Source organism: Runella sp. (assembly GCF_965279615.1).
Lineage (GTDB): Bacteria > Bacteroidota > Bacteroidia > Cytophagales > Spirosomataceae > Runella.
Genome location: NZ_OZ257252.1, coordinates 866,385 through 888,938 on the forward strand (window position 1 = coordinate 866,385; position 22,554 = coordinate 888,938).

At 41.6% G+C, this 22,554-nt stretch carries 28 protein-coding genes; 14 read left to right on the forward strand and 14 right to left on the reverse strand.

The features are described 5' to 3' along the window. Window positions 1–7: 7 nt before the first annotated feature. From ACQY73_RS03810 to ACQY73_RS03835, 6 genes are all read right to left on the reverse strand, one after another. Window positions 8–1,246 (reverse strand): sensor histidine kinase, encoded by a 1,239-nt coding sequence (locus ACQY73_RS03810; RefSeq protein ID WP_428661687.1) that lies wholly within the window; start codon window positions 1,244–1,246, stop codon window positions 8–10. Further along, on the reverse strand, window positions 1,243–1,920 hold the full coding sequence (locus ACQY73_RS03815) for a response regulator transcription factor (protein WP_428661690.1): 678 nt from the start codon (window positions 1,918–1,920) through the stop codon (window positions 1,243–1,245). The genes ACQY73_RS03810 and ACQY73_RS03815 overlap by 4 nt, the downstream gene beginning before the upstream one ends. A 25-nt stretch (window positions 1,921–1,945) precedes the next feature. Then, window positions 1,946–4,318 carry a TonB-dependent receptor domain-containing protein gene (locus ACQY73_RS03820; protein WP_428661693.1) on the reverse strand — a complete coding sequence of 791 codons (2,373 nt, stop codon included), beginning with the start codon at window positions 4,316–4,318 and terminating at the stop codon, window positions 1,946–1,948. A gap of 146 nt (window positions 4,319–4,464) precedes the next feature. After that, entirely contained in the window at window positions 4,465–4,914 is a 450-nt protein-coding gene (locus ACQY73_RS03825) for a response regulator (RefSeq protein WP_428661696.1), read from the reverse strand. Window positions 4,915–5,067: 153 nt separating this feature from the next. Continuing rightward, entirely contained in the window at window positions 5,068–5,514 is a 447-nt protein-coding gene (locus ACQY73_RS03830; protein ID WP_428661699.1) for a cupin domain-containing protein, read from the reverse strand. Between the two features lie 45 nt (window positions 5,515–5,559). Then, window positions 5,560–6,120, reverse strand: coding sequence for a helix-turn-helix domain-containing protein (locus ACQY73_RS03835; RefSeq protein ID WP_428661702.1), 561 nt, complete (start codon window positions 6,118–6,120; stop codon window positions 5,560–5,562). A gap of 590 nt (window positions 6,121–6,710) precedes the next feature. On the opposite strand from ACQY73_RS03835, the gene ACQY73_RS03840 reads away from it, so the two are divergent. The 7 genes from ACQY73_RS03840 to ACQY73_RS03870 all read left to right on the forward strand — a co-directional run bounded on the left by ACQY73_RS03840 (window position 6,711) and on the right by ACQY73_RS03870 (window position 13,558). Continuing rightward, window positions 6,711–6,935 carry a CsbD family protein gene (locus ACQY73_RS03840; RefSeq protein ID WP_428661705.1) on the forward strand — a complete coding sequence of 75 codons (225 nt, stop codon included), beginning with the start codon at window positions 6,711–6,713 and terminating at the stop codon, window positions 6,933–6,935. 246 nt (window positions 6,936–7,181) lie between these two features. Next, window positions 7,182–7,733 (forward strand): DUF1003 domain-containing protein, encoded by a 552-nt coding sequence (locus ACQY73_RS03845; protein WP_428661707.1) that lies wholly within the window; start codon window positions 7,182–7,184, stop codon window positions 7,731–7,733. Window positions 7,734–7,853: 120 nt separating this feature from the next. Beyond that, entirely contained in the window at window positions 7,854–8,033 is a 180-nt protein-coding gene (locus tag ACQY73_RS03850) for a hypothetical protein (protein ID WP_428661710.1), read from the forward strand. 296 nt (window positions 8,034–8,329) lie between these two features. Further along, window positions 8,330–9,367, forward strand: coding sequence for a hypothetical protein (locus tag ACQY73_RS03855; RefSeq protein ID WP_428661713.1), 1,038 nt, complete (start codon window positions 8,330–8,332; stop codon window positions 9,365–9,367). After that, window positions 9,364–11,742 carry a glycosyltransferase gene (locus ACQY73_RS03860; protein WP_428661716.1) on the forward strand — a complete coding sequence of 793 codons (2,379 nt, stop codon included), beginning with the start codon at window positions 9,364–9,366 and terminating at the stop codon, window positions 11,740–11,742. Before ACQY73_RS03855 ends, ACQY73_RS03860 begins: the two co-directional genes overlap by 4 nt. Window positions 11,743–12,109: 367 nt before the next feature. Next, complete coding sequence (locus tag ACQY73_RS03865) at window positions 12,110–13,345, forward strand: ice-binding family protein (RefSeq protein WP_428661719.1); 1,236 nt, start codon at window positions 12,110–12,112, stop codon at window positions 13,343–13,345. 69 nt (window positions 13,346–13,414) lie between these two features. Further along, the gene (locus ACQY73_RS03870) at window positions 13,415–13,558 is read left to right on the forward strand and encodes a hypothetical protein (protein ID WP_428661722.1); all 144 of its coding nucleotides are present in this window, start codon (window positions 13,415–13,417) and stop codon (window positions 13,556–13,558) included. Window positions 13,559–13,844: 286 nt separating this feature from the next. Here the strand turns inward: ACQY73_RS03870 and ACQY73_RS03875 are convergent, their stop codons facing one another. Both ACQY73_RS03875 and ACQY73_RS03880 read right to left on the reverse strand, forming a co-directional pair. Beyond that, on the reverse strand, window positions 13,845–14,183 hold the full coding sequence (locus ACQY73_RS03875; protein ID WP_428661725.1) for a cupin domain-containing protein: 339 nt from the start codon (window positions 14,181–14,183) through the stop codon (window positions 13,845–13,847). A 136-nt stretch (window positions 14,184–14,319) separates the two neighbouring features. Beyond that, complete coding sequence (locus ACQY73_RS03880; protein ID WP_428661728.1) at window positions 14,320–14,889, reverse strand: helix-turn-helix domain-containing protein; 570 nt, start codon at window positions 14,887–14,889, stop codon at window positions 14,320–14,322. A gap of 395 nt (window positions 14,890–15,284) precedes the next feature. Here ACQY73_RS03880 and ACQY73_RS03885 point away from each other — a divergent pair, with 395 nt between their 5' ends. Continuing rightward, window positions 15,285–15,845: an RNA polymerase sigma factor gene (locus tag ACQY73_RS03885; protein WP_428661731.1), complete on the forward strand. Its 561-nt coding sequence runs from the start codon at window positions 15,285–15,287 to the stop codon at window positions 15,843–15,845. A gap of 132 nt (window positions 15,846–15,977) precedes the next feature. Next, window positions 15,978–16,199, forward strand: coding sequence for a hypothetical protein (locus ACQY73_RS03890; RefSeq protein WP_428661734.1), 222 nt, complete (start codon window positions 15,978–15,980; stop codon window positions 16,197–16,199). A 218-nt stretch (window positions 16,200–16,417) separates the two neighbouring features. On the opposite strand, the gene ACQY73_RS03895 is transcribed toward ACQY73_RS03890, so the two are convergent. Further along, window positions 16,418–16,789: a cupin domain-containing protein gene (locus ACQY73_RS03895; protein ID WP_428661736.1), complete on the reverse strand. Its 372-nt coding sequence runs from the start codon at window positions 16,787–16,789 to the stop codon at window positions 16,418–16,420. Between the two features lie 501 nt (window positions 16,790–17,290). Here ACQY73_RS03895 and ACQY73_RS03900 point away from each other — a divergent pair. Both ACQY73_RS03900 and ACQY73_RS03905 read left to right on the forward strand, forming a co-directional pair. Further along, on the forward strand, window positions 17,291–17,689 hold the full coding sequence (locus ACQY73_RS03900) for a hypothetical protein (RefSeq protein WP_428661739.1): 399 nt from the start codon (window positions 17,291–17,293) through the stop codon (window positions 17,687–17,689). A 111-nt stretch (window positions 17,690–17,800) separates the two neighbouring features. Continuing rightward, window positions 17,801–18,583 (forward strand): hypothetical protein, encoded by a 783-nt coding sequence (locus ACQY73_RS03905; protein WP_428661742.1) that lies wholly within the window; start codon window positions 17,801–17,803, stop codon window positions 18,581–18,583. 127 nt (window positions 18,584–18,710) lie between these two features. Here the strand turns inward: ACQY73_RS03905 and ACQY73_RS03910 are convergent, their stop codons facing one another. Continuing rightward, window positions 18,711–19,079, reverse strand: a complete 369-nt coding sequence (locus tag ACQY73_RS03910; RefSeq protein WP_428661745.1) for a hypothetical protein — start codon at window positions 19,077–19,079, stop codon at window positions 18,711–18,713. Window positions 19,080–19,422: 343 nt separating this feature from the next. On the opposite strand from ACQY73_RS03910, the gene ACQY73_RS03915 reads away from it, so the two are divergent. Further along, window positions 19,423–19,650, forward strand: a complete 228-nt coding sequence (locus tag ACQY73_RS03915) for a hypothetical protein (protein ID WP_428661748.1) — start codon at window positions 19,423–19,425, stop codon at window positions 19,648–19,650. After that, the gene (locus ACQY73_RS03920) at window positions 19,637–20,062 is read left to right on the forward strand and encodes a putative toxin-antitoxin system toxin component, PIN family (RefSeq protein ID WP_428661751.1); all 426 of its coding nucleotides are present in this window, start codon (window positions 19,637–19,639) and stop codon (window positions 20,060–20,062) included. Before ACQY73_RS03915 ends, ACQY73_RS03920 begins: the two co-directional genes overlap by 14 nt. Window positions 20,063–20,272: 210 nt before the next feature. Here ACQY73_RS03920 and ACQY73_RS03925 read toward each other — a convergent pair whose 3' ends face one another. Next, window positions 20,273–20,980: a hypothetical protein gene (locus ACQY73_RS03925; RefSeq protein ID WP_428661754.1), complete on the reverse strand. Its 708-nt coding sequence runs from the start codon at window positions 20,978–20,980 to the stop codon at window positions 20,273–20,275. An 84-nt stretch (window positions 20,981–21,064) separates the two neighbouring features. Here ACQY73_RS03925 and ACQY73_RS03930 point away from each other — a divergent pair, with 84 nt between their 5' ends. Further along, window positions 21,065–21,607 carry a hypothetical protein gene (locus tag ACQY73_RS03930; protein WP_428661757.1) on the forward strand — a complete coding sequence of 181 codons (543 nt, stop codon included), beginning with the start codon at window positions 21,065–21,067 and terminating at the stop codon, window positions 21,605–21,607. On the opposite strand, the gene ACQY73_RS03935 is transcribed toward ACQY73_RS03930, so the two are convergent. Genes ACQY73_RS03935 through ACQY73_RS03945 form a run of 3 tightly spaced genes read right to left on the reverse strand, consistent with a single transcriptional unit; the run spans window position 21,555 to window position 22,537 of the window. Beyond that, window positions 21,555–21,830, reverse strand: a complete 276-nt coding sequence (locus ACQY73_RS03935) for an integrase core domain-containing protein (RefSeq protein WP_428661760.1) — start codon at window positions 21,828–21,830, stop codon at window positions 21,555–21,557. The two genes, ACQY73_RS03930 and ACQY73_RS03935, sit on opposite strands and share 53 nt — an antisense overlap. After that, window positions 21,820–22,188: a DDE-type integrase/transposase/recombinase gene (locus tag ACQY73_RS03940; RefSeq protein ID WP_428668414.1), complete on the reverse strand. Its 369-nt coding sequence runs from the start codon at window positions 22,186–22,188 to the stop codon at window positions 21,820–21,822. Before ACQY73_RS03940 ends, ACQY73_RS03935 begins: the two co-directional genes overlap by 11 nt. Then, window positions 22,103–22,537 carry a helix-turn-helix domain-containing protein gene (locus ACQY73_RS03945; RefSeq protein ID WP_428668416.1) on the reverse strand — a complete coding sequence of 145 codons (435 nt, stop codon included), beginning with the start codon at window positions 22,535–22,537 and terminating at the stop codon, window positions 22,103–22,105. The genes ACQY73_RS03940 and ACQY73_RS03945 overlap by 86 nt, the downstream gene beginning before the upstream one ends. Window positions 22,538–22,554: the final 17 nt, after the last annotated feature.

The window sequence follows — 22,554 nt, forward strand, 5'->3', positions numbered from 1 at the left end:
TTGCCGGTCAGTTAAAATCAATTGAAAAATGATGAATCCCGTTATGAAAATGGTGGGAAACGGCCCAGCCATTTAACAAACAAATCTGATGAACAATAGCCAATCCCAATCCGGTGCCTCCGGTATGATTGAGACTTTTGGTAAAACGATCAAATAAATGTTCGGAGGGAAAATCCAACGCAAAACCGGGATTGCTGATCATCAGGCGTTTTTCGTTCAAAACAATTTCCACTTCGCTGTAAGAAGGTGAATAGCGCAGGGCATTTGAAAGCAAATTAGAAAGTAAGATATCACATAAATTCCGATCTGATCTTACGCTGACCGGATGCAATTCTGTGGAAAGGATACTATTTCGGACCGAGAATAACTCTTCCATTTGCTCCAAATGCTGCTTCAGCAACTCATCCACCCGTACCAATTGCTTCTCAGAATACACTTGATTATCCAATTTGGCCAAAAGCAATAAGTTACGGTTCATTTTGCTCAGCCGTTCTACCCCTGATTTGGCCTGCACAATATAACGCGCCATTTCTTCACTGACCTCCAGTTGACTCATTCGATCCAATTTGGATTGGATAATTCCCAAAGGCGTTTGAATCTCGTGGGATGCATTTTCGGTAAATTCCCGAAGCGCCAGGTATTCGCGGCGACTGCGTTCGGTGAGGTCTTTGAGTGAGTAATGTAATTCTTTAAATTCGGTGATCGTAGAATCATGCCATTGCAGCGGTTGGGCCGAACGCACCGAGAATTGCTTCAGGTTTTCCAAATTCAGAAAAAAAGGCCGCCAGATCTTTTGGTTGGAGTAATAATTGATCAACACCCCGAAAAAAGCCATCCATAATGCCACTCCGGCAAAAGAGATAAAAATGGTCTTATAGTACCTTTCCCAACCAATGTAAGAGGTCATGACCGTAATTTGATAAGTACGTTTGTTGACTTTTTTGACAAGTGTGAGATAATAATAACCTTCGTTTTCATGCTGTAATCGGTCGTAGATCAGTGTATCCCCCAAACGCTTGCCGGAAGGAAAATCGGCGGTAACTTCCGAGACCGTCGTAAGCGGAAAATTGACGGTTTTACCCTGAGCCACTTGGTCAGCGACCAGATCGGCCTGTAATTCAAGCTGTTCTTTGATCTCTGCCGTTACTTCCTGCCTCAACAAAAGGTACAAAGCAATGCCCGCAATGGATAAAATGATGGCCATCGCCAGCAAAAAGTTTTGCGTGGTTTTATAAAGAAGTTTCACGCTGACGTAAATTTATAGCCCATCCCATAGACTGTTTTGATATAATCAATTCCCGTATGTACCGCAATTTTTTTGCGAAGATTCATCGTATGCACATAAACGGTATCGAAATTATCGGCAATGTCATAATGGTCTCCCCACAGGTGCTCCGCAATGGATTGCCTGCTGACTACCCGATTTCTGTTGACAATGAAATAGAGCAGCAATTCATATTCTTTTTTCGTAAAATTCACGAGCGTTTCCCGGTAAAAAACGGTTTTTGCCACAGGGTCAATAATAAGGTCATCTACAATGATTTGTGCATTCCCTTTAAACGATTTCCGTCTTACCAGCGCATTGACTCGTGCGTTCAATTCTTCCAAATGGAAAGGTTTGGTCATATAATCGTCGGCTCCAAGGTTAAGTCCGATCAACTTATCGTTCAACGAATCTTTGGCCGAAACGATCAATACACCGGCTTCGCTGTGTTGTTTTTTGAGCATTTGTAATAAAGTAAGCCCATTACCTCCGGGCAACGTAATGTCCAGAATGATAACATCATACTCATACAATGCGATCTTGTCTTCTGCCGCTTCAAAAGACATTGCTTTCTCGCAACGATATCCTTGCTCGGTCAAATAGGCCTCCATTTCATCCATCAGCAACGGCTCATCCTCGATCAACAACAATTTCATAGGCAAACCTCCCGTCAGTATTTGATCAAAATTTATAGTTATAGCCTACTCTAACCACTTGGGTTTCGTAATAGTCTGTACTAATATAATTAAAACCGGCACCTTGAATGGTTTTTTTGATTTGCATCGTGTTCAGCAAGTCGGTGGCGTTGAGGTAAAACTCCCGTTTGCCGTTCTGCGCTGACTTTTTTATGCCCGCATCCAACGAAAACCGTTGCCCGATTTTTCCCTGCGGAATCAGATCCGGCGCTAAATAAATGGCGGTCATTTGCAGGTCTATCCGGTTTGGCAAATGAAACAGACCGTTCCATTTTACATTGCCCGAAAGAAGTTGCTCGGTAGGCGCGGTAAACGTGTTAAGCGCGGGATATTTGTTAACAACACTGAACGCATTGATCTGATTGCGGTAACCGTTAAGGTTCAGGTTGAACGAAAACCATTTGGACATCTCCTGCGACCACATCAATTCCAAGCCTGTATTGTAGCTTTTGCCGGCATTTTGCATGATGGAATAGATCAGTGTACTGCCCGGAACGATACCGGCAATACGGGTGATGGTGCCCTTTGCCATGCGATGATACGCCGCCATATACAAATAGCCTTTTGCCAAATTGGTTTTATAACCCAGTTCCAAGGTATTGGTAAACTGCGGTGCTAAAGCGGGGTTTCCCACTTTGATGATCTCGGCATCGTCATACTTGGGAAACACTCTGATATCTACCTCATTGGGACGATCTACCCGGCGATTGAAAAACAACGAGATTTTATTCCGATCATTGATCTTGTAAGCCGCCCGCAGATTGGGAAAGGGCTGTGTATAGTGATAGCCGTCACTTTTGTAAGTGTTGTGATTGGGGTCAACCAAGTAGCGAACATCCACGTATTCCATGCGAAGCCCCGCTTCCAGTTCAACTTTTGTATTCTCGTAAACGTAATTGCCGTACAACGCCGGAATGTTTTCTTTGTAAGTGGCTTTTCCTCCCGCGTTGACATCCAGGGGAGAATTTTGGCCGGGAAAAAACTGCATATTGGTGGGGATCTGCCGCCAGCGGTATTTCATTCCCGCTTCCAAACGACCGTATCGCAGCGGACGCACATAATCAACCGTAAAGTCGATCACGTGCTCATCTGACAGCAGTTTGAACGCATCCAAACCCGTAAAGGTGGGCATGATGTTGGTAAAAAAGTATTTTTCGTCTTCCCGGTGAAAGGTATAATTGAGGCCAACGTTCAGCAAACGTCCCGGCTGGCTGAATTTATGCTGAAAGGAAGAAGCTGCGGTAACGGTCGTTTTCAGTTCATCTTCCAAAAACTGCCACAGGCGTTTTCGCTCCGTCAGGGTTTTGTTAAAGAAAGGCTCGTCGCCGTCGTCCAAGATCTTTTCGCTGCTGAACAGGCCTGAAATGGTGAATAGATTGTTGGGGTCAATTGTCCAGTCCATTCCTGCGCGCAACGTGCTGATGGTCGTTCTACGGTTGCGTTTGGTCTGTTGGTTGATGACTTCGCCCGTGTCGTACGTACGGGTGACGAACTCATTTTTGTTGAGCGTAGGCGTATACAAAACATCTCCCTGAAAAAACGTATTGATATTCTTTTTGCGGTAATTCAGCGCCAGCGATGGGTTGAGTTTTGGCGTATTTTGAAACTGAGCACGAATATTGGGTAGGTTCCCTCTTTTTATCCACAATGCGCCCAAGCCCGCCATCATTCCCACTTTACCGTTAAAGCCTTCCTGCCTGTTCTTTTTGAAAATAATATTGATGATTCCTGCATTGCCGTTGGCGTCGTATTTGGCCGAAGGGTTGTTGATGATCTCAATTTTGTCAATGGCCGAAGCGGGAATATTGTCCAGACTCGTCTGACTGCCAAAGCCCGTAAGTGCGGTTTGTTTGCCGTCGACGAGCACCGCCACTTTATCGCTTCCGCGCAGCATGACCTTTCCTTCCTGCACCGTAATGCCGGGCAAATTTTGCATCACCTGCAAGACTGAGCCGCCGCTCTGGGAAATATTATTTTCCACCGAAAACGTCTTTCTGTCTAATTTTTCTCTGATCTCATCGGCTTGGCCTGTAACGACAACTTCGTTGAGCGTGCGGGTATCGGTTTGCAGTTCAACCACCCCCAAATCAATGAATTCCGACAGATTCCCAACAAAAAGCGGTTGCTGACCGGACACATACCCTATGGACGAGAGTTGCAATGAATACTTGCCGGGTTTGATTTTTGCTAACGTAAAACGACCGTTATCCCCGCTGATAGTCCCTCCTGCAAAGGAACTGTCTTGGGCATTTTTGAGAATAACATTGACGAAAGGAACAACGGCTTTGGTTTTGCTGTCTTTGACCATACCCGAGACGGTAACGGCCGTATATTGGGCAAAAAGGGATGTTTGACTCATGAATAAATAAACAAGCCAAAATACACTTTTCAGGAGGTTGAATGGGGTTCTTTGTACCATGTTGTAAGATGTATGGCTCAAAGGTGAAACCCAATTTTAAAGAAATTTTAAATTTTATACCGGTAAATAGTTTCAGTGAACCCTTACTACTCAACAGAGATAACAAAATCCTTCTTTGGAGGTTGAACCCGTTTGCTTTCGTCAGGCAGTCGGAGCAGTTTTTCAATCAACCTGATCTGCTGCCGAAAACCGGCAGGTTTTTGAAGATAATACAACGCGCCGTTTTCATACAGGGCATCAACCATCATTGGGTTGATGGTTTGGGATAAAATAATGACGGGCAACGATTGCAGATCGGGATGCCCTTTGATTTCGATCAAACACTCCAAACCATTTTTTCGCGGCATATATACATCTAAAAACAGCACATCCGGCAGCCTAACCTCCGGCTGATTCAGCAACCTCATCAGATTTACCCCGTCATCCATCAGGGTGAGTTCGGCAGGAATCGCTGTTTCTTTCAGAGCCGCCTGAAACAGTTCACAGTCATCCAAGTCATCATCGGCCAATAAAATGTGTAAAGGTTTGATTTCCATCTTTAAACACTCGTTAGTAATAAGTGCATAAGCTGACAAAAAACCGTGCCATCAACCCACAACTATACGCACGTCTACAAAGGCGTAGCCGATACGTGTCCCTCAAAAACGGGTTATCATGCCGGTAAAGCGGTTATAACTAAAGCCGGCACTCTAGTCATAGCCGCTTTTGATCACCGTCGAGATCATTTTAAAGCGCTCGTTGGCGTGGATCGTGTTGATGGCATGCGCGGGCACAATGATGGATTGCCCGGTGTCCAGTACATGAGATTGCTTATCAATGATGATCTCGGCTTTACCGTCAATGATCTGAATAAACGTATCATAAGGCGACATTTTTTCTAAAAAGGCCTCGCCCGTATCAAAGGACATGACGCTGATGTTCCCCGTTGCTTTTTTCATCACCGTTTTAATAACCACTGAATTGGGGACATATTCAATAATTTCCACAATGATATACGCCTTCGATTTTTCAAATTCTGAATTTTCCAAAAGAACACACGTTAAATGAGATTGAAAAAGAACATTATTGGATGGTGGAAAAACGGCTTCTTCAGCGGTATTTTGTTGCCCGGTCCCATGAATCAAAGGTAGGTACATTCCATGGGCAATTTCTTACATATCGCCGGGCAATAGTACTATAGTTCACATGTTTTCAAGATTACTTTGGCGCTTCTGCTTTAACTTCTTAAAATAACTGGGTGTGAGTCCCGTCACCTTCTTGAACTGGGTCGATAAATGCGCCACCCCGCTGTAATGGAGTCGATGAGCGATCTCGGTCAAATTCAGCTCATCGTACAACAGCAATTCTTTGACCCGCTCAATTTTATGCAGGATGATGAATTGTTGGATGGTCATGCCTTTCACCTCGGAAAACACGTTGGCCAGATAGGTATAATCATAGCCTAATTTTTCACTGATATATTTCGAGTAATTCACTTTCGGCACTTCATCTTCGTAATGGATCATTTCAATGATGACGGCTTTTATCTTCTCGACCAGGATGCTCTTTTTATCGTCCAACAGTTCCAGTCCTGAGCGGAGCAGATTTATTTTCAGGGCTTTCCATTGTGTCGGGGTAATTTCCTCCCACAGCTCCACCGTGCCTAATTCAATGGTTTTGTAAGATAATCTGAGCTTTATCAGGGCAGTTTCCACCACCATTTTGCACCGCAGGCTGACCATGTATTTGATGTATAGCTTCATGCTAGTTCTTCGTTTTTGTATTCATTTTACCCCTACTTAAACATAAGCAGGTCAATACAATCCGAGACTCTTAAGCGATCCAACCCTTAAGATCAGCGTATCTCCGGTGGGAAGTCCTAAAACAATGATGCCAAGCAGCTTGGCTACGGTTTTCCTATCATTGAAATCCTTGAAAATGTGGGATATGTGTAACAATAAGTTAAAGATATGTAATACTTTCCCAGAGAAACATTCTGACCTTTGGTAATGAATAAATCATTTTACCTTGCTTTTAACCGGTAGGTAACTAAGCGATCCTTCGTTACTTTTTTTATGAGCCGACCGAAACGGTCGGCTCACTTTGATAAAGAGTTGAGTAAAATATCCGGTTCCGAAACAAATAAGACCTATCTACCAAGGCTTTTCCAATATTTTCCCTTGGAGAGTGTTCTTTTCTTTTCAGGGAATTGAGCGTATTTTGCTTATAGATAAGCGAAAAGACAATTTGGAGAACATGTGATATATGTAAGATTGGGCCGTAACTGTGTAACGATTTCACGGCTAATTGTTTTCACCTTTGCCATGTGTTAAATTCACCTAATCTGAAAATCATGGCCGCACCGCAGCAAAAGAACGTTGAAATATTTAAGATTACCGGAAATTGGGATTCGATGGCACGATTGCTTAAAGATAAATTTGCCCAACTTACCGATGCCGATCTGAAATTTGAACCCGGCAAAGAAAATGAACTGATCAGACGGGTAGAACTGCGACTGAATAAAAAACGCGAAGAGGTGATCAACATCATCAAAAAAGGGCAACCGGAAAAAGTATAGGTTCTGCCAATCGAAATGGGCTCTGCTCTTTTTTACTTTACATTTTATCTGAACGTAGTTACAGTGGAAAAGTCAGGAGTGGAACAATCAGAGCTATTTATCATTCCTGACATAATTGAATACGTTCTTAATTCAGTAAGGACAAATCCAATCTAACAGCTACCGGGCATATCAAAAGCGGTTGGTTATGAAGACCTTATGTGGGGCTGGCCGGCGTTTTATTTTTACTGAAATCAACATTATTTTATGGATAACAAAGAAGTGGATCGGCTGGTATCTGACGAAAACAAGCACCTCAAAAAATTACATCAAATCGTAGAAGATACTCTTAAAGCCGAAAAACTTATTATCTATAATCTTTTAAATCCTCCGTTGGAAATCCTCTCCCAAGGGCAAAAGATCTCCGACAAAGTTGCCCGGTTTGGAGGAAGTTGGCGCTTTATAATTCTGTTTGGCATTGTTTTAACAGTCTGGATATTCTTTAATGCCGTTGCCGTTGGCTTTTACGAATTTGACCCATACCCATTTATTTTAATGAATCTTATTCTTTCGTGCATTGCAGCATTGCAGGCGCCGGTCATTATGATGAGTCAAAACCGCCAGGAAGAGAAAGATCGAATGAGAGGCGAAAACGATTACCTTATCAATCTGAAAGCAGAAATGCAAATCAGAAGTTTGCATCAAAAAATGGACCTGTTATTGGAAGAACAAATCAAGACATTGTTTGATACACAGGGAAAACAATTCGATCTGCTGAAAGAAATAAATCGCAAACTTGACAATCTATACACTAAGTAGCTAATATTCAAACTGTTATACATTATTCACTTTACAGTCGATGATTTATTGTTTCCCGAAAGAAAACAAGGCAATAGACCAATGCGATGCTTTTGAAGCAGGGAAATCTAAAATTGAACCATGGAAAATAAATATAAAGTAGGAGACATTGTTTTTGCCAAAACAAATCCTGCGCAAAAGTTGGTCATTACGTCGTATCTGTCAAGGATTTACTACTGCCAAGTGCAGGATAACTCCACCCAAAAAGGATTTGCTTATTTTGAAAGAGAGATAGAGATCGCATTGGCTGATAACGTATGATTTCACCATTTTTTGGGAGATCTTCAAACACAAACTCCTGAAAGACTACTCTATACCTAAGAAATAAAATTTACCTTAAATACGTCCTGCAAAACTGCGCGACGTATTTTTCTATTCTTTTTATACGCCGAAAAAGTGTGAATTATGTAACTCTTTCAAAGGATTGTGTAACACATTTTCGAGTATATCCAACCAATTTTGTATTTCCGCAAGTATTCAAATTCTCTCCACAGTGCGGTCATTTTACAGGCAACCTTTTTGCTGCTTTCCAATCCAATCATATTAGACATCAATTCATGTTAGAAGTCAAAAAAGAAGGAGTACTCCTGATGAAAACGCATTCGGGATTTGAAAATGAGGGTGTTTTGAATCCGGCCGCAATTCAGGAAGGAAATGATATCCATCTTTTTTACCGAGCCGTCAGCAAAGGTAATTACTCAAGCATTGGCTACTGTAAACTCACCGATCCCCTGACCATCGGAGAACGGATGAACACGCCCGTCCTTTTTCCGCAATTTGACTACGAATCCCACGGGCTCGAAGACCCGCGCATTGTAAGGATTGAGGAGGTATATTACCTCACCTATACTGCGTATGACGGGATCAATGCGCTGGGAGCATTGGCTGTTTCAAAAGAGTTGCCGCATTTTGAAAAAATGGGCATCATTACACCGCATATAGCCTATGAGGAGTTTCGTCACCTTGCCGAGTCCAAAGGAATCATTAATGAAAAATACCTGCGCTACAATGAGCACGAGCGCGTTCAGGAAAAGGAAGGAAAGAAAGTATTGCTCTGGGATAAGAACGTTATTTTCTTTCCGCGAAAAATAAAGGAAAAACTGTATTTCCTGCATCGAATAAAGCCTGATATTCAAATTGTTGCTGTAGCCGACTTAGCAGAATTAACGCCTGCATTCTGGCAAAACTATTTTCTTCATCTCGACGATTCCATTGTGCTGTCGCCAAAATACAAGCACGAAATCAGCTATATTGGCGGTGGTTGTCCTCCTATCGAAACAGCACACGGCTGGTTGTTGATCTATCACAGTGTACACGATACCGTCAAAGGCTACGTGTATTCGGCCTGTGCGGCCCTGCTTGACTTGGAGAATCCCCAAAAAGAACTTGCAAGGTTACCTTATGCGTTGTTCAAACCCGAATTTGACTGGGAATTGAAAGGCGAAGTAAATAATGTGTGTTTCCCGACGGGTGCCATTGTGCAGGATGATACCCTATACATATATTACGGAGCCGCCGACGAACAAATTGCCTGTGCGTCGGTCAGTATAGCTGCGCTGCTGAAAGAGTTGTTGCTTAACCCAAATAAACCATGAAAGATCAAATCCAGGTAGACCATACCAACTACCTGACACTTACCGGAATCCCCAAAATCTATCCTGAAAACCGTTCGGAGATACTACCGGCTTTGTGGGAAAACAATAACCTCCCGGACATTTTATTCATTACTTCATACCCCCCACGTGAATGCGGAATTGCTACGTATTCGCAGGATTTGAAACAGGTGCTTGATAACAAGTTCAACCGTTCGTTCAATATTCAGATTTGCCCGTTGGAATCGGAAAGTGAAAACCATGTCTACGCCGAATCACCAAAATACGTACTCAATACCGACCGACCCAATGCGTTTCTGACCTTGGCCAAAGCCATTAATGAAGATGTCGGTATCCATATCGTAGTGGTTCAGCACGAATTTGGCTTTTTTGAAAAGAAAGAAGGTGATTTTCAACAGTTTCTGGAAGCATTGACCAAACCGGTCATCATTGTTTTTCACACCGTATTACCACACCCCAACAGCGTATTAAAAGTGCAGGTAGAAAACATTGCGGCCATTGCTGAATCCATTGTGGTCATGACTCACTATTCGGCCGATGTACTCATCCATGAATATGCCATTTCTGCCGAAAAAATTACGGTCATTGCCCACGGTACTCACTTAGTGCCGCACTCAGACAGGGAAGGGCTAAAACGTAAACATCAGTTAACCGGAAAAAAAGTACTTTCCACCTTTGGGTTGCTAAGCTCAGGGAAAAGCATCGAAACGACGTTAGAGGCGTTACCTGCCATCGTACGTCAAAACCCTGAAGTACTGTTTCTTATCATCGGCAAAACGCATCCTTCCGTGGTAAAGCAGGAAGGAGAAAAATACCGTAACATGCTGGAAGAACGAGTGAAAAAACTGCAATTGCAATCCTACGTTCGATTTGTCAATTATTTTTTACCACTCCCCGATCTGCTGGAATACCTCCAACTGACGGATGTTTATTTGTTTACCTCTAAAGATCCCAATCAGGCCGTCAGCGGAACGTTTTCCTATGCTATCAGCAGCGGTTGCGCCATCGTTTCCACCCCAATTCCGCACGCCAGAGAAGTATTACAAAACGATGCAGGTATTATCATTGATTTTCAAAATTCGGCGCAACTATCGGTAGCCGTCAACAGTTTACTGAATGATGAAAAGTTAAGGCAGAATATCAGCTCTAATGCCTTGCACCGAATGGCTTCTACTGCCTGGGAAAATGCTGCTATTGCCCATGCCATGCTTTTTGAAAAAATGGATGACGGTCAGATTGCATTGCGGTACAACTTACCGGCCATTAATCTTGACCACGTCAAAAAGATGACCACGGAGTTTGGCATGATCCAATTTTCGACCATCAATCAGCCTGATATTGGTTCCGGCTATACATTGGATGATAATGCCCGGGCCATGGTTGCCATGTGTCAGCATTTTGAACAGACGCTTGAAAAAACCGATGTAGCGGCCATTCAGACGTATTTCCATTTCATTAAGTATTGCCTGCAACCCGATGGCAACTTTCTGAATTATGTAGACGAACAAAAAGCGTTTACCGAACAAAACAATGAAACCAACCTTGCCGATGCGAACGGAAGGGCGATTTGGGCGCTGGGCTATTTGATCTCAATGAGCGATCTGTTGCCGAAAGAACTGACTGCCGAAGCGGAAGCAACCATGCAAGCAGCCTTGGTGAACGTCAAAAAAATCCACTCAACGCGCGCTATGGCATTTGCGGTCAAAGGATTATATTACAGTAATACCAAAAACAAGTCGCCCCGGAACACTACATTGATCGTACAACTTGCCAACCGCTTGGTGCAAATGTATCGGCACGAAGCAACCCACGATTGGCGGTGGTTTGAGAGTTATCTCACCTATGCCAACAGTATTTTACCCGAAGCAATGCTATGTGCCTGGATAGACACCGGTGACGGTATATACAAAGAAATTGCCAAAGAGTCATTTGATTTTCTACTATCGAAAACCTTTCGAAAAAACAATATCAACGTCATTTCCAATAAAAGCTGGTTGCAAAAAGGAGAAGAACTGCCTCCGGTAACCGTAGGAGGCGAGCAGCCCATTGATGTTGCTTATACGATTCTTGCGTTAAGTAAATTTTACGATGTATTCAGGGACGAAAGCTACCTGCAAAAGTTGCTTACCTCTTTTGAGTGGTTTCTGGGAAACAATCACCTTCACCAAATTATCTATAATCCCCGCACGGGCGGATGTTACGACGGGTTGGAGGAAAACTACGTTAACTTAAACCAAGGTGCAGAATCGACGGTCAGCTATTTAATGGCTCGGTTAACGGTGAAAAGGTATTTCCGAAATAAATTTGTGACCGGGCATTTCAAAGAATATTCTTTGAAGTTAAACCGACAAAATTAAATCCCTTATAGACTTCAGATTACCCTAATAATTGGCCTGAAATCCGAATGACAGGTTATTTTTTCACGTAATTATTTTCTTGATCGGCTAATCATTCCAGTCAGAAAATGGTAACTCGGTCTTCAGGAACTGAGGCGAATAAATCATGCCAAAGTCTACCGGCCCCTATGAATACCGCCCATATTTTGGTGCAGTATTATAAATTTATTTTTATTTCATAAGCTTTATTGTGCCTCTGCACTCAGCAGGTGCCCTTTATTCAATACTTTGCCTATTGGTAAAAATATTATTAATAATATGTAAAATATTATTAATAATATTGGCTACATTATTGCTTGATTTTCAGCAAAAAAAATAAAATAACATTATGAAAAAAATATTATACCTTAATCAAGTATTTATCACATTAATACTTTGCTCTCAACTAAGCTTCGGTCAGGCTCCGAACTTAGGAGTAACCGCTAATTTTGCCGCTTTTACCGCCGTTGGGGCATTTTCCAATCTGGGAGCAAGCGTCGTCAAAGGAGATGTTGGCACAAACGCAGGAGCCTACAGTGCATTCCCTCCCGGAACGTTGGTTGGCATCAGCCACGTGGCTGATGCCACTTCATTACAGGCTGCAACCGATGTCGTAACCGCTTATGATGCTTTAACTACAAATACGTGCGGTGCTACTCCCTTAGGAGTTACCTTTGGCAATAATTCGGTACTTACTGCCGGTGTTTATTGTGTGGGGTCAGCAGCTACTTTTAACGGTATGCTCACTTTAGACGGGCAGGGCAATGCCGGTGCACTGTTTATTTTTAAAATAGGCGGTGCGTTGACCACAAATACCTTATCAAACATCGTACTTACCAATGGCGCTTCCTGGAGCAATGTGTACTGGCAGATCAACGGTCAGGTGGATATTGCCGCTAGCTCTCTTTTCCGGGGTACGATTTTGGCCAATGGGCCTATCAATTTATTTGACCAAACATTTCTGGAAGGCAGAGCACTCTCACGTGCAGGAGCTATTTCACTAAATAACAGCCGAATCTCAAATTCCGTGGCAGTACCGTTGCCTGTAACGCTTATTTCCTTTACTGCCAAAGCGATGGCCGATCATACGGTAGATATCAACTGGGCAACATCTCTGGAAGTGGATAACAAGGGCTTTGTCATTGAACGCAGTAAAAATATGATTCAATTTGAGAAGGCAGGCGAAGGTCGGGAAACAACGGCCAACAGTAATTCACTCAGAAAATACAGCCTCATTGATCGAACGCCGTATATGGGTACGAGTTATTACCGATTGATCCAGACCGATTTAAGCGGCAAATCAACGATATATCCGGCTGTTTCGGTCATTGTCAGAGACGACGCTTATGGGGTATTTCCAAATCCCATTACTACAGGCGGACAATTTACCCTTCGACTCGACGAGCCTGAAACCGCGTTGGTGAGCTTTTACAGTATGGACGGCCGTTTAATTCCTCTCCAAAAGGTATCCAATCAAACCGGCAGTCTTTTGCTGAAAACCTCAGGAAAAGTACCAATGGGTGTGTATATTCTCACTGTTAGTGAACGAGGTCAAACACGTAATCATCGAATGATTGTTGATTAGGGAAGTTCCGTTTCAAACAAGAGAGTATCAGTTAGAATCAACATATAACAATTACTAAACGTTATAATCATGAAAAATACTACGCTTCCTGCAAAAAGAAAGCTTGGCAAACGTGCCTATTCAAAACCTACATTGTCTACTATCGGAAGTGTTAAAAAATTGACCCAAAAAACGGGCTCACAGACTGACATCTTTACATCTTATACTGCATAAGTACTCATAAAAACCAACTGCATTTTTTGTCTGTCTTTTAAGGACAAATATGCAGTTGGATAATGTCTTGATATTTGGTAAAATAGTACCCAAAAGATGGGTAAAAGACCCTTTTTATGAAAGGCGGAGAGTATATACCTGTGACACCAAGGTAAATTTCTGACTGCATAGTATGATTTACAAACGCAACGAATTGTACTATATACAGCGACCTTTACGGTAATCCTGCCGGCGTAAGGACTCCTGTAATAACAATATGTCTGCCTGCTCTGCCCCTGCCTTACGCTTATTCATAACCGCTTTTGATCACCGTCGAGATCATTTTAAAACGCTCATTGGCTTGGATCGTGTTGATCGCATGGGCAGGAACAATGATCGAATGGCCTGTATTCAATACATTGGATTGCTTATCAATGATGATCTCGGCTTGGCCGTCAATGATCTGAATAAATGTATCATACGGAGACATTTTTTCCATGAAGGCCTCACCCGTATCAAAGGACATGACACTGATGTTCCCCGTTGCTTTTTTCATCACCGTTTTGATGACGACCGAATTGGGAACATATTCAATAATTTCCACAATGATATACGCTTTCGACTTTTCAAATTCTGAATTTTCCAATAGAATACGATTTAAATGTGACTGAAAAAGGGCTTTTTTTTAATAATTGCCTGCGTTGAGACGCATTCGTGCCAAAGCAATAAATACAAAAGTAGGGACATTCTATCGGTTATTTCTTACACCTTTCCGGAGAATCTTACGACGGCTCACCTGTTCCAAGAGGGTTTTTGCGCTGCTGCTGCAATTGCTTAAAATAGGAAGGCGACAATCCCGTCACCTTTCTGAACTGCGTTGACAAATGCGCCACCCCGCTGTAATGGAGCCGATGAGCGATCTCGGTCAAATTCAGCTCATCGTACAACAGCAATTCTTTGACCCGTTCAATTTTATGAAAGATGATAAATTGTTGGATGGTTGTACCTTTCACCTCGGAAAACACGTTGGCCAGATACGCATAATCATAGCCCAATTTCTTACTGATATACTCCGAAGGATTCACTTTCGGCACTTCATCCTCGTAATGGATCATTTCAATGATGACGGCTGTTATCTTTTCGATCAGAATACTCTTTTTGTCATCCAGCAATTCCAGTCCTGAAGGGAGCAGTTGTTCTTTGAGGGCTTCGCGTTGTGCCGGGGTAATTTCTTCCAACAGTTCCACCGTTCCCAACTCAATGGTTTTGTAAGGCAACCTGAGCTTTTTCAGGGTGGCTTCCACGACCATTTTACACCGCAGGCTGACCATATATTTAATGTATAACTTCATGCCGGCTTTTTTTATTCAATATACTTATTTTCCATGGCCTTTTAGCAACCAACAAATCAATACAACACAAGGTTCGTAAGCAATTTAACCGCTTAAACGGGCATATCCACCGGAAAACTCCTAAAACAGGGCTACCCGGCAGCGGGGAGGTATCTTGCCTGTTATCAGACATGAAAAATGTGTGATATATAAAAGAAAATACTTTATATATATAATACTTTACCCATGAAATGCCGGCACCTTTGAGGAGTGATATAAACAGTTTCCTGTGTTGATTTATAGTGAGTGTTGTAAGTAACTAAGTTTATCCTTAGTTACTTTTTTTATGGGCTGTTCGCAAGCCGGCAGTTTGTTTTGATCCACAAAAGAAATTACCCAACGTTAATTTTGAGCGCATGAAACGAATCTACGCCGAAGGTGACCTTGTCATGCTGTTGACCAAACAGGACCTGCGGGCGTACAGTTATCTGTACGATCATTATTCGAAGGCATTATATGGTGTCATCTTTAAATTAGTTAAAAAGGAGGAAGTGGCGCAGGACCTGTTGCAGGATGTATTTGTAAAGATCTGGAAAAATGCCGGGCAATATGATACCTCCAAGGGGCGGTTTTTTACGTGGATGCTTAACATTGCCCGCAATACAGGCCGTGATTATTTACGGACTCAGCAACATGAAATGGTGGAGTTAAGTACAGTCGATTATTTGATGGATGCCCCTGACAATGTATTCCGGGGCTTTGACTGTCATGATGTCAAAGAATTGATCTGTCGATTAAAGGAAGACTATAAAGTAGTTATTGAAATGGTGTATTGGCAAGGCTATACCCACGAAGAAACGGCCCTGCGTTTAAAATTACCGTTGGGCACCGTGAAAACCCGGGTGCGCAAAGCGCTGAACAAATTGCGAGGCAGTGTAGAGAAAAGCCTTCAGCAACCCATTCCTTTGTTGAGTTGAACCCGGAAGGCTTTCCTGTATAATTCAGGAAAACTCTTGTTTTAAAAAACTAAACAGGAGAAAAAGAATAAACGGTTGGGCAATGCGAGGATGTCGAGCCATATCATTGATTCTTTTGTCTCCCAACCCCTTATGACTAATTCACCACTCCATGTGCTGCCGGCCGATAACGACGAGGATGATCGTGATTTTTTTCAGGAAATTTCAGATGAATTACCTTATGCCATCCAACGCACCACCGTGAAGGATGGCGTTGAACTCATGCAATGGCTTACCGGACCTGCTGTTTTTGGATTTGAACATGCCGCGAAAAAACGGTCGCCAATGTTCAAAGGAAATCATCCGGGATCCTGATTTGCGATCATTGCCCGTCATTGCCTTATCAACGGGGATAAATGAGCAGGTGTTTCGTCTATCCCAAGAGACAAACCGCAAACAGCCCCCAAAATCAGATTTTATTCTCTTCCCTAAATCGTATTTCAATCGCTGTCGTTGATACTGACTCCGTAAGCTCGTCGGTTACCGGCCCGGCAACCATCGTGAATAGGAATAATATCACCGGTTTCGGAGGTTCATATATCGTAGCCGCTTTTTATGACCGTCAGAATCAATTTGAACCTGCCATTGGGTTTTATATGACTTGGACTATGGGCAGGAATAAGAATCCCATCGCCGGTTTTAAGGGTAGAGGTCTTGCCGGCGATCTCAATAATGGCACTGCCGTCAATGAGTTGAACATAGGTGTCAAAAGGTGATGTTTTTTCATTAAGTCCTTCCCCACTCGCAAATGACAACGCATTTATCGAACCCGTTGCCTTTTTCATGATTGATTTGCTGACAACCGCATTATGTTCATATTCGATGAGTTCAACGATGATATGGGTGGTACCTTTTTCAATTTCGCCCTCATTATTGGGCAATTTTTCCAGTTCTTTCGTATCCATGATTTTGCCATTATTTCAGCCTACAAAGTTGGGATCATTATTGACTGAAGTTTTATATAATTCCGGAAAATAGTTATAACATTCACACCTTCCGGCACGGCTGGTGCCGCTTTGTATCTTTCCCGCTTATAGTAAACCGTGTAACTTACCTATCTCAAAAAATGGGGTACTTACAAATTGTCATGTTATTTTTGACAGGCCGGGCTATGAACGCAATGTATTGCCATTGGTGCACTCACCGTTTCTGAGTGAAAACAAATAAGTGTTTCACCATTGTTTCACTGATAAAGCAAAACCCCCGTGTAAATCAAGTATTTACACGGGGGTTTGTATATTTCTCCGCAGAGAGAGAAACTTATTAAGTGTTTGACTATCAATATATTATAAATATCAATTCAGAAAACCCTTCGTTTTTATCCTCAAATGAAGCCTAAATGTGTTATAAATCCCTACATTTTACTTTCTATGTGTGATAGGAAATGTATGTATATTATGAACACTATGAAGCAGTTTATTGGATTCGTCTTTATTATTATGCTTTTCTCCTGTAAAAAAGACGATCCCGAAAAAGAAGGGCCATGTGGTGTCAAAAACCCTGTGGAGGAATTAAGTTGGCTCAAGCAAGATATTGAACTGTTCACCTCCAAACCACCTTATTTGGACTTTGCTTATTATACCAAAAAGTACAAGGGCGAAAGGGTTTTCTGGCTTTATAGCGTCTCAACGTTCGGAAATCTAACTTACCGAACTTGCGATGGAGCAAGAAAATATATCCCAACGCCACTCCCTGAAGATAAAGAAACAAAGGATTTTATTACGTTACTTTTAAGTTCAAAAGCCTCCTGCCCTTATCTGATTTGGAGTACTCCCAATTTTCAGAAATATACTCCTTGTCCATAATCATAGCATAATGACAGTAAAGAAGGCTATGGAGGAAAAAGGAATTAAGGCGAAGATAAAGCAGGTAAATGTATGATTGTTACAATCTTATGATTGAACTTTAAACTCTCAATGGATATCAAAATAATTCTGCAAGAAAATATAGATTTTTCTCAAGAACTCTTAGTAACTGGATTGTCTGCTTTACAGAACGATGTAAACGAATTAAACCATATTTGTCAGAACTATGCTGCTATAGGGTATTTTAATTATTTATCAGATGATGATCCCTATAGGCTATCAACCTATTTTTATAAATATGGTCGTGCTTATTTACTACTAAATAAACTACGTAGTGGCGAGGTAGCGATTCAGGCAGAATATCCTCTAAAAAAACCTGCGGTTCGGGTTGATTTAATGGATACATGTTATCCATTTTTAATACTATCTAACTCAAAATCTTTATTGTTAGAATGTTGTAATAGCATATATATAGAAAGGCAAGACACCATTGAATATGCACTTACACACGCATTCAAATATATGATGCTTGGTCAAAAGAATAATTTTCAAATTCATTTTAAGTCTGCGCTATCAAAACTTAATTACAAAACGCCTCTACAACAAAAGGGACATTTATACCTTCTGGAAGGCCTTCAAAACAAAGATACTCCCCTCTTCAATGAAGGGCTATCGCTCGTTTTAAAAGCCTTTCGAAAAAATAAATCTGAAGGTTTTATGAGAAATTTTATTTCTTATGAAGCTACTGCTTATGCCAAGCTGGCCATTGATTTCGGTATGTCGATAGCTATCTCTGACAAACTGATCAATAAAAAATTATTACAGCCGATTAAAGTAGATTATGAAGATATTAATGAAGTATATCAAGCATTAAAAATGACTCCCTCATGGTAGAAGCTGTCAGTATTGGGGAACACCCCTAATTATCTCTAAAAAACCTATTAATCAACAAATTATCTATTCGAAATTTTATTACGACCTGCATTACTTCAGATTTAAAATCATTGGATAACTCATAAATTCATTTCAACTCCGTGGGTTTTCCTGCTTGCCCGATAATGTTTCCTCCAAATTTCACTAAGTTGAACAGTCGATTAATGCTCCAACTAAGTTCATCTTTATTACAATAATAGTCTCCGATTTGACCAAATGCCTTGTAGTCAGAGATATTGAAGCCTTCTTCTATGTCGTTGTACCAAATAACTTTTGTCCCACAAATAGCTACAACCCAAAATCCACCACCCTCTTCACCAAATTCCTTCTCAACCCACTTTGATGGGTCAATTCTTATTAATTGCCAAAAATTCCAAAGTTCTCCGTTCAATGCTGTTTCTTCCTGTTGAATCAGATCGTACAATTCAGTTAAGCTTATGGGCTCCCAATCAGTCATAGTAGTGTTTGCTAAAATTTTATATAGTATTCACAGGTTTTGCGGTTTTAAAAACAGTACTGAAGTAACACCTAAAATCGAAGGTAAGGATTCTCAAACGAACAATTCTAATATTTTAGTTAGTTTTGTAACCTGTGTTAAACAATTTGACTATGGCAACGACACAAACATCGCCATTAAAGCTCAATGAAGCACAAATGCTGATACTTCAGCTCTTCCAGCATCGCCGGATGAATGAAGAAGAATTGACAGGGCTGTGTTGTACACCTTAGCATGAGTAAGTTAGGTTGACAAGAGGAATTTAAGACAACATATATTGGTTTTAACTTCAAACGAAATAATCATGAGCCAATTCATCATCACCACAGCAGACGGAACGCAAGCAGAAGCACTTATCCAATATTTACGCTCATTGGAGTTTGTAAAACTGGAGCCACTTGAGCCGGATACCAAAGCGGAGGCGGTCGCAAAAGCGAAAGAGTTTTTGACGGGTCTTCCCAATCGGCCAAATCGCCAATCTGATGTGAATAAGGCCGTGAAATCTATACGTAAAAAGCATGGCTATCAGTAAGATAAGGGTAGTAATAGACCCCAATATCATTGGTAGTGTATTGATAGGCGGACTTACTCGAAAACGTTATATTTGGCTTTTAGATAATCTTGACCGGTTTGATATTTGTTATTCAGATCAGGTTTTGAAGGAAATCAGACATTTTTCAGAAGTGGCTTACTTTCAAAAACAGGGTATTACTTCAGAAATAATTGAGAGCTTCTTAGCCACTTTTCAATCCTACTCCATTAAAATCATCGTAACCAGTCAGGTTCAATTAGGCCGTGACAAAAACGACTTTTTTCTGCTGAGTTTAAGTCGTGATTCCCGTGCCAGGTTTCTTACCACCGGCGACCCTGATTTATTAGCTATCAGCAAATATGCCTCAACACAAATTGTTTCAATGAAAGTCTTTGTTGAGATGTTCAGTTAATTGCTAACCGATATTTATCTAAAAATAACTATCTAATAATCAGTAATTCATATAATATTCTCAAAAAATAGACTCGGAATAATCATCAATTTTCGAACAAACTGCGGATTATCTGATCACTGATATAGGTATATCCTTTTTCTTACCTCTTCCCTCCTATCCCTATCATCACCTTCGACGAATTTCGGATTATTCTGAACGGCTGATAACTTATACCATCTCCTTCATCAACTCATCAATGCAGTTCTGATGATTCATGCCCATACGTGTACGTTGAGTGACAATAATCCTGGAATTACCATAGGTGGCCGTAGCCTGAATAAATCCCGATGGATGCGTTTCGTATGCGATACCGGCTTTCTCAAAAATGGGTTTTGCCCATGTTTCCAGATTTGTAAAGAGAATGACGTTTTTGGGCTTTAATTGACTTAGCTCTTCCATAAACAACGCGGCAGCATACTCCTGTGCATTTATCTCTTCATCGTCAGGATTCCAGCCCTGTTGAGGGGCTATCTTCATCAAATTACTCCATGCAATTACCTCATTCCAATTTTCATCGGTTTGGCTATACTTTTGCTTAACCAGCTTATAAATGACATTCCAAAAGAAGGAACGATAAAGACCCGATGATACCCAATTTGTATTTACCCAATTCAATGCACACTCCTCCCCTTCAGCCTGTGACTCCTGAAGCGACAATTCTATATGAGCATCCAGTGCAGTTTCATCATCGGTAACTTTAAAGCCTGAGCTTAACCAACCGTTCACCGCCTGCCCAATAACTAACAGGTGATTATTCAGATTATAGTTCTTTCCAACGATGGGATAAAAGGCGGTATATTCTTTCTCTTTATTGGGATTGTTATTGGCAAAAGCAATCAGGTTTTTTTTGAACAGGGAGCGGTAACTATCATTCATGGAGCATAAGGTAGTTAATGGAACAATTGAATCAAAGAAAGTTTATTTATCTTGCGTTTATACTTATTAACCGGCCCAATACAAATGAAAAACAACCTCATTAACCTCCGCGTCGATGACTCAACTAAACTCCATCTGAAGGAAACAGCCCAAAACCTCCAACTTAAAGAAAGCGAGTTTATCCGCAAAGCTATCTGGGAGTTTGAAGCATTGCTTGAACAGGCCGACAAATGGCCCCAAAAAGAAGACCGGATAACGCAGCTGGAAGCCTCCCTCAAGCAGTTAAAGCGGCAATTACAGGCCTACGAAGAGGATATCTACCTTAACGGTCTTTTTTCGGCTCATAAGGGGCAAATCATCGACGGTAAACGCATTTCTCAACGAGCCGATTTAGTGAATATCATAGCTAAAAATACCACTATAAATGTGCTTGAAGAAATATCAGAAGTTCTACCCGTCGTATTACAGTCTCAACCTGTGCCAAAACTGATGGAGGAAATAACCGAGCCGTTAACTTGGCATTGTATGTCGTCAGCTGAAAGTGGACAGAAGCTGTTGAAAAGAAAGAGAGAGTTTAGGCGGTCGAAACATGCTGACAAATATAATTTTTCCGACGTTGTAACATAGTTAATTGTTTTGTTTTTTTAAGTGCTTCTAAGCGTTGCTGTTGACGATCATAATAGACATCCGCTGGAGTCAGATTATTGAGTGATTCGTGATAACGCTCATGATTATAATAATCCACCCATTCTGCAATTCTGTGAGTTAATTCATCAGGGCTAAAATAATGCTCCAACAAAAGAATATTCTTCATAGATCGATGCCGCGACGGCGTACCGTTACCTTTCAATCTTACCTTGTGTCATGGGGTGGAATGGAGCACTGCGGACATGCTCAATTTCCTGCTGTTTAAGAAAACTTTTCAAATACTGTGACACATAAGCTGATCCATTATCTGTCAGGAGGCAGGGGCGTTGCTCGCTACTCAATCCACTGACTTGCAAAGCTGCTTGCAAGGTGCGTTCTACATCCGTGGCCTGCATACCCGGGCATACCTCCCAGGAAAGAATAAAACGCGAGTAATCATCCAGTACTGTTGACAGATAATACCATCCCCACTGTTTAACCTTGAAGTAGCAGGGCCGCCTGTGCGGTAAAGTCGGTTTGCCAAAGCTGATTAGGTGCGGTGGTAGGGTTAATAAAGTGATCCGCTGCTTCCATTAATCGGTAAGCCGGTGTAGTGATCAAACCTTGTTTTTTTAAAAGTCGATAAACAGTTGATTCAGAGACAAACCAGCCCTGATTATCAACGATATAGCAAGCTAATTCCCGACAGGAAAGTTCAGGCCGCTCTAAAGCCAATTCGATAATACGACTTTTTTGGGCAGGCGGGAGTCGATTCCAGCCACTTTGCCGACTTACCGGTGACAGGGCTAAGCCGTCATAACCATGTGATAAATACTGCTTGTACCATTCATAAAAGGTAGACCGATTAATCCCCAATTCACGCAAAGTAGTCTTAACACTGGCCGAGGATTGCTCTACTAAAGTGATTATTTCCGCACGGGATTTCT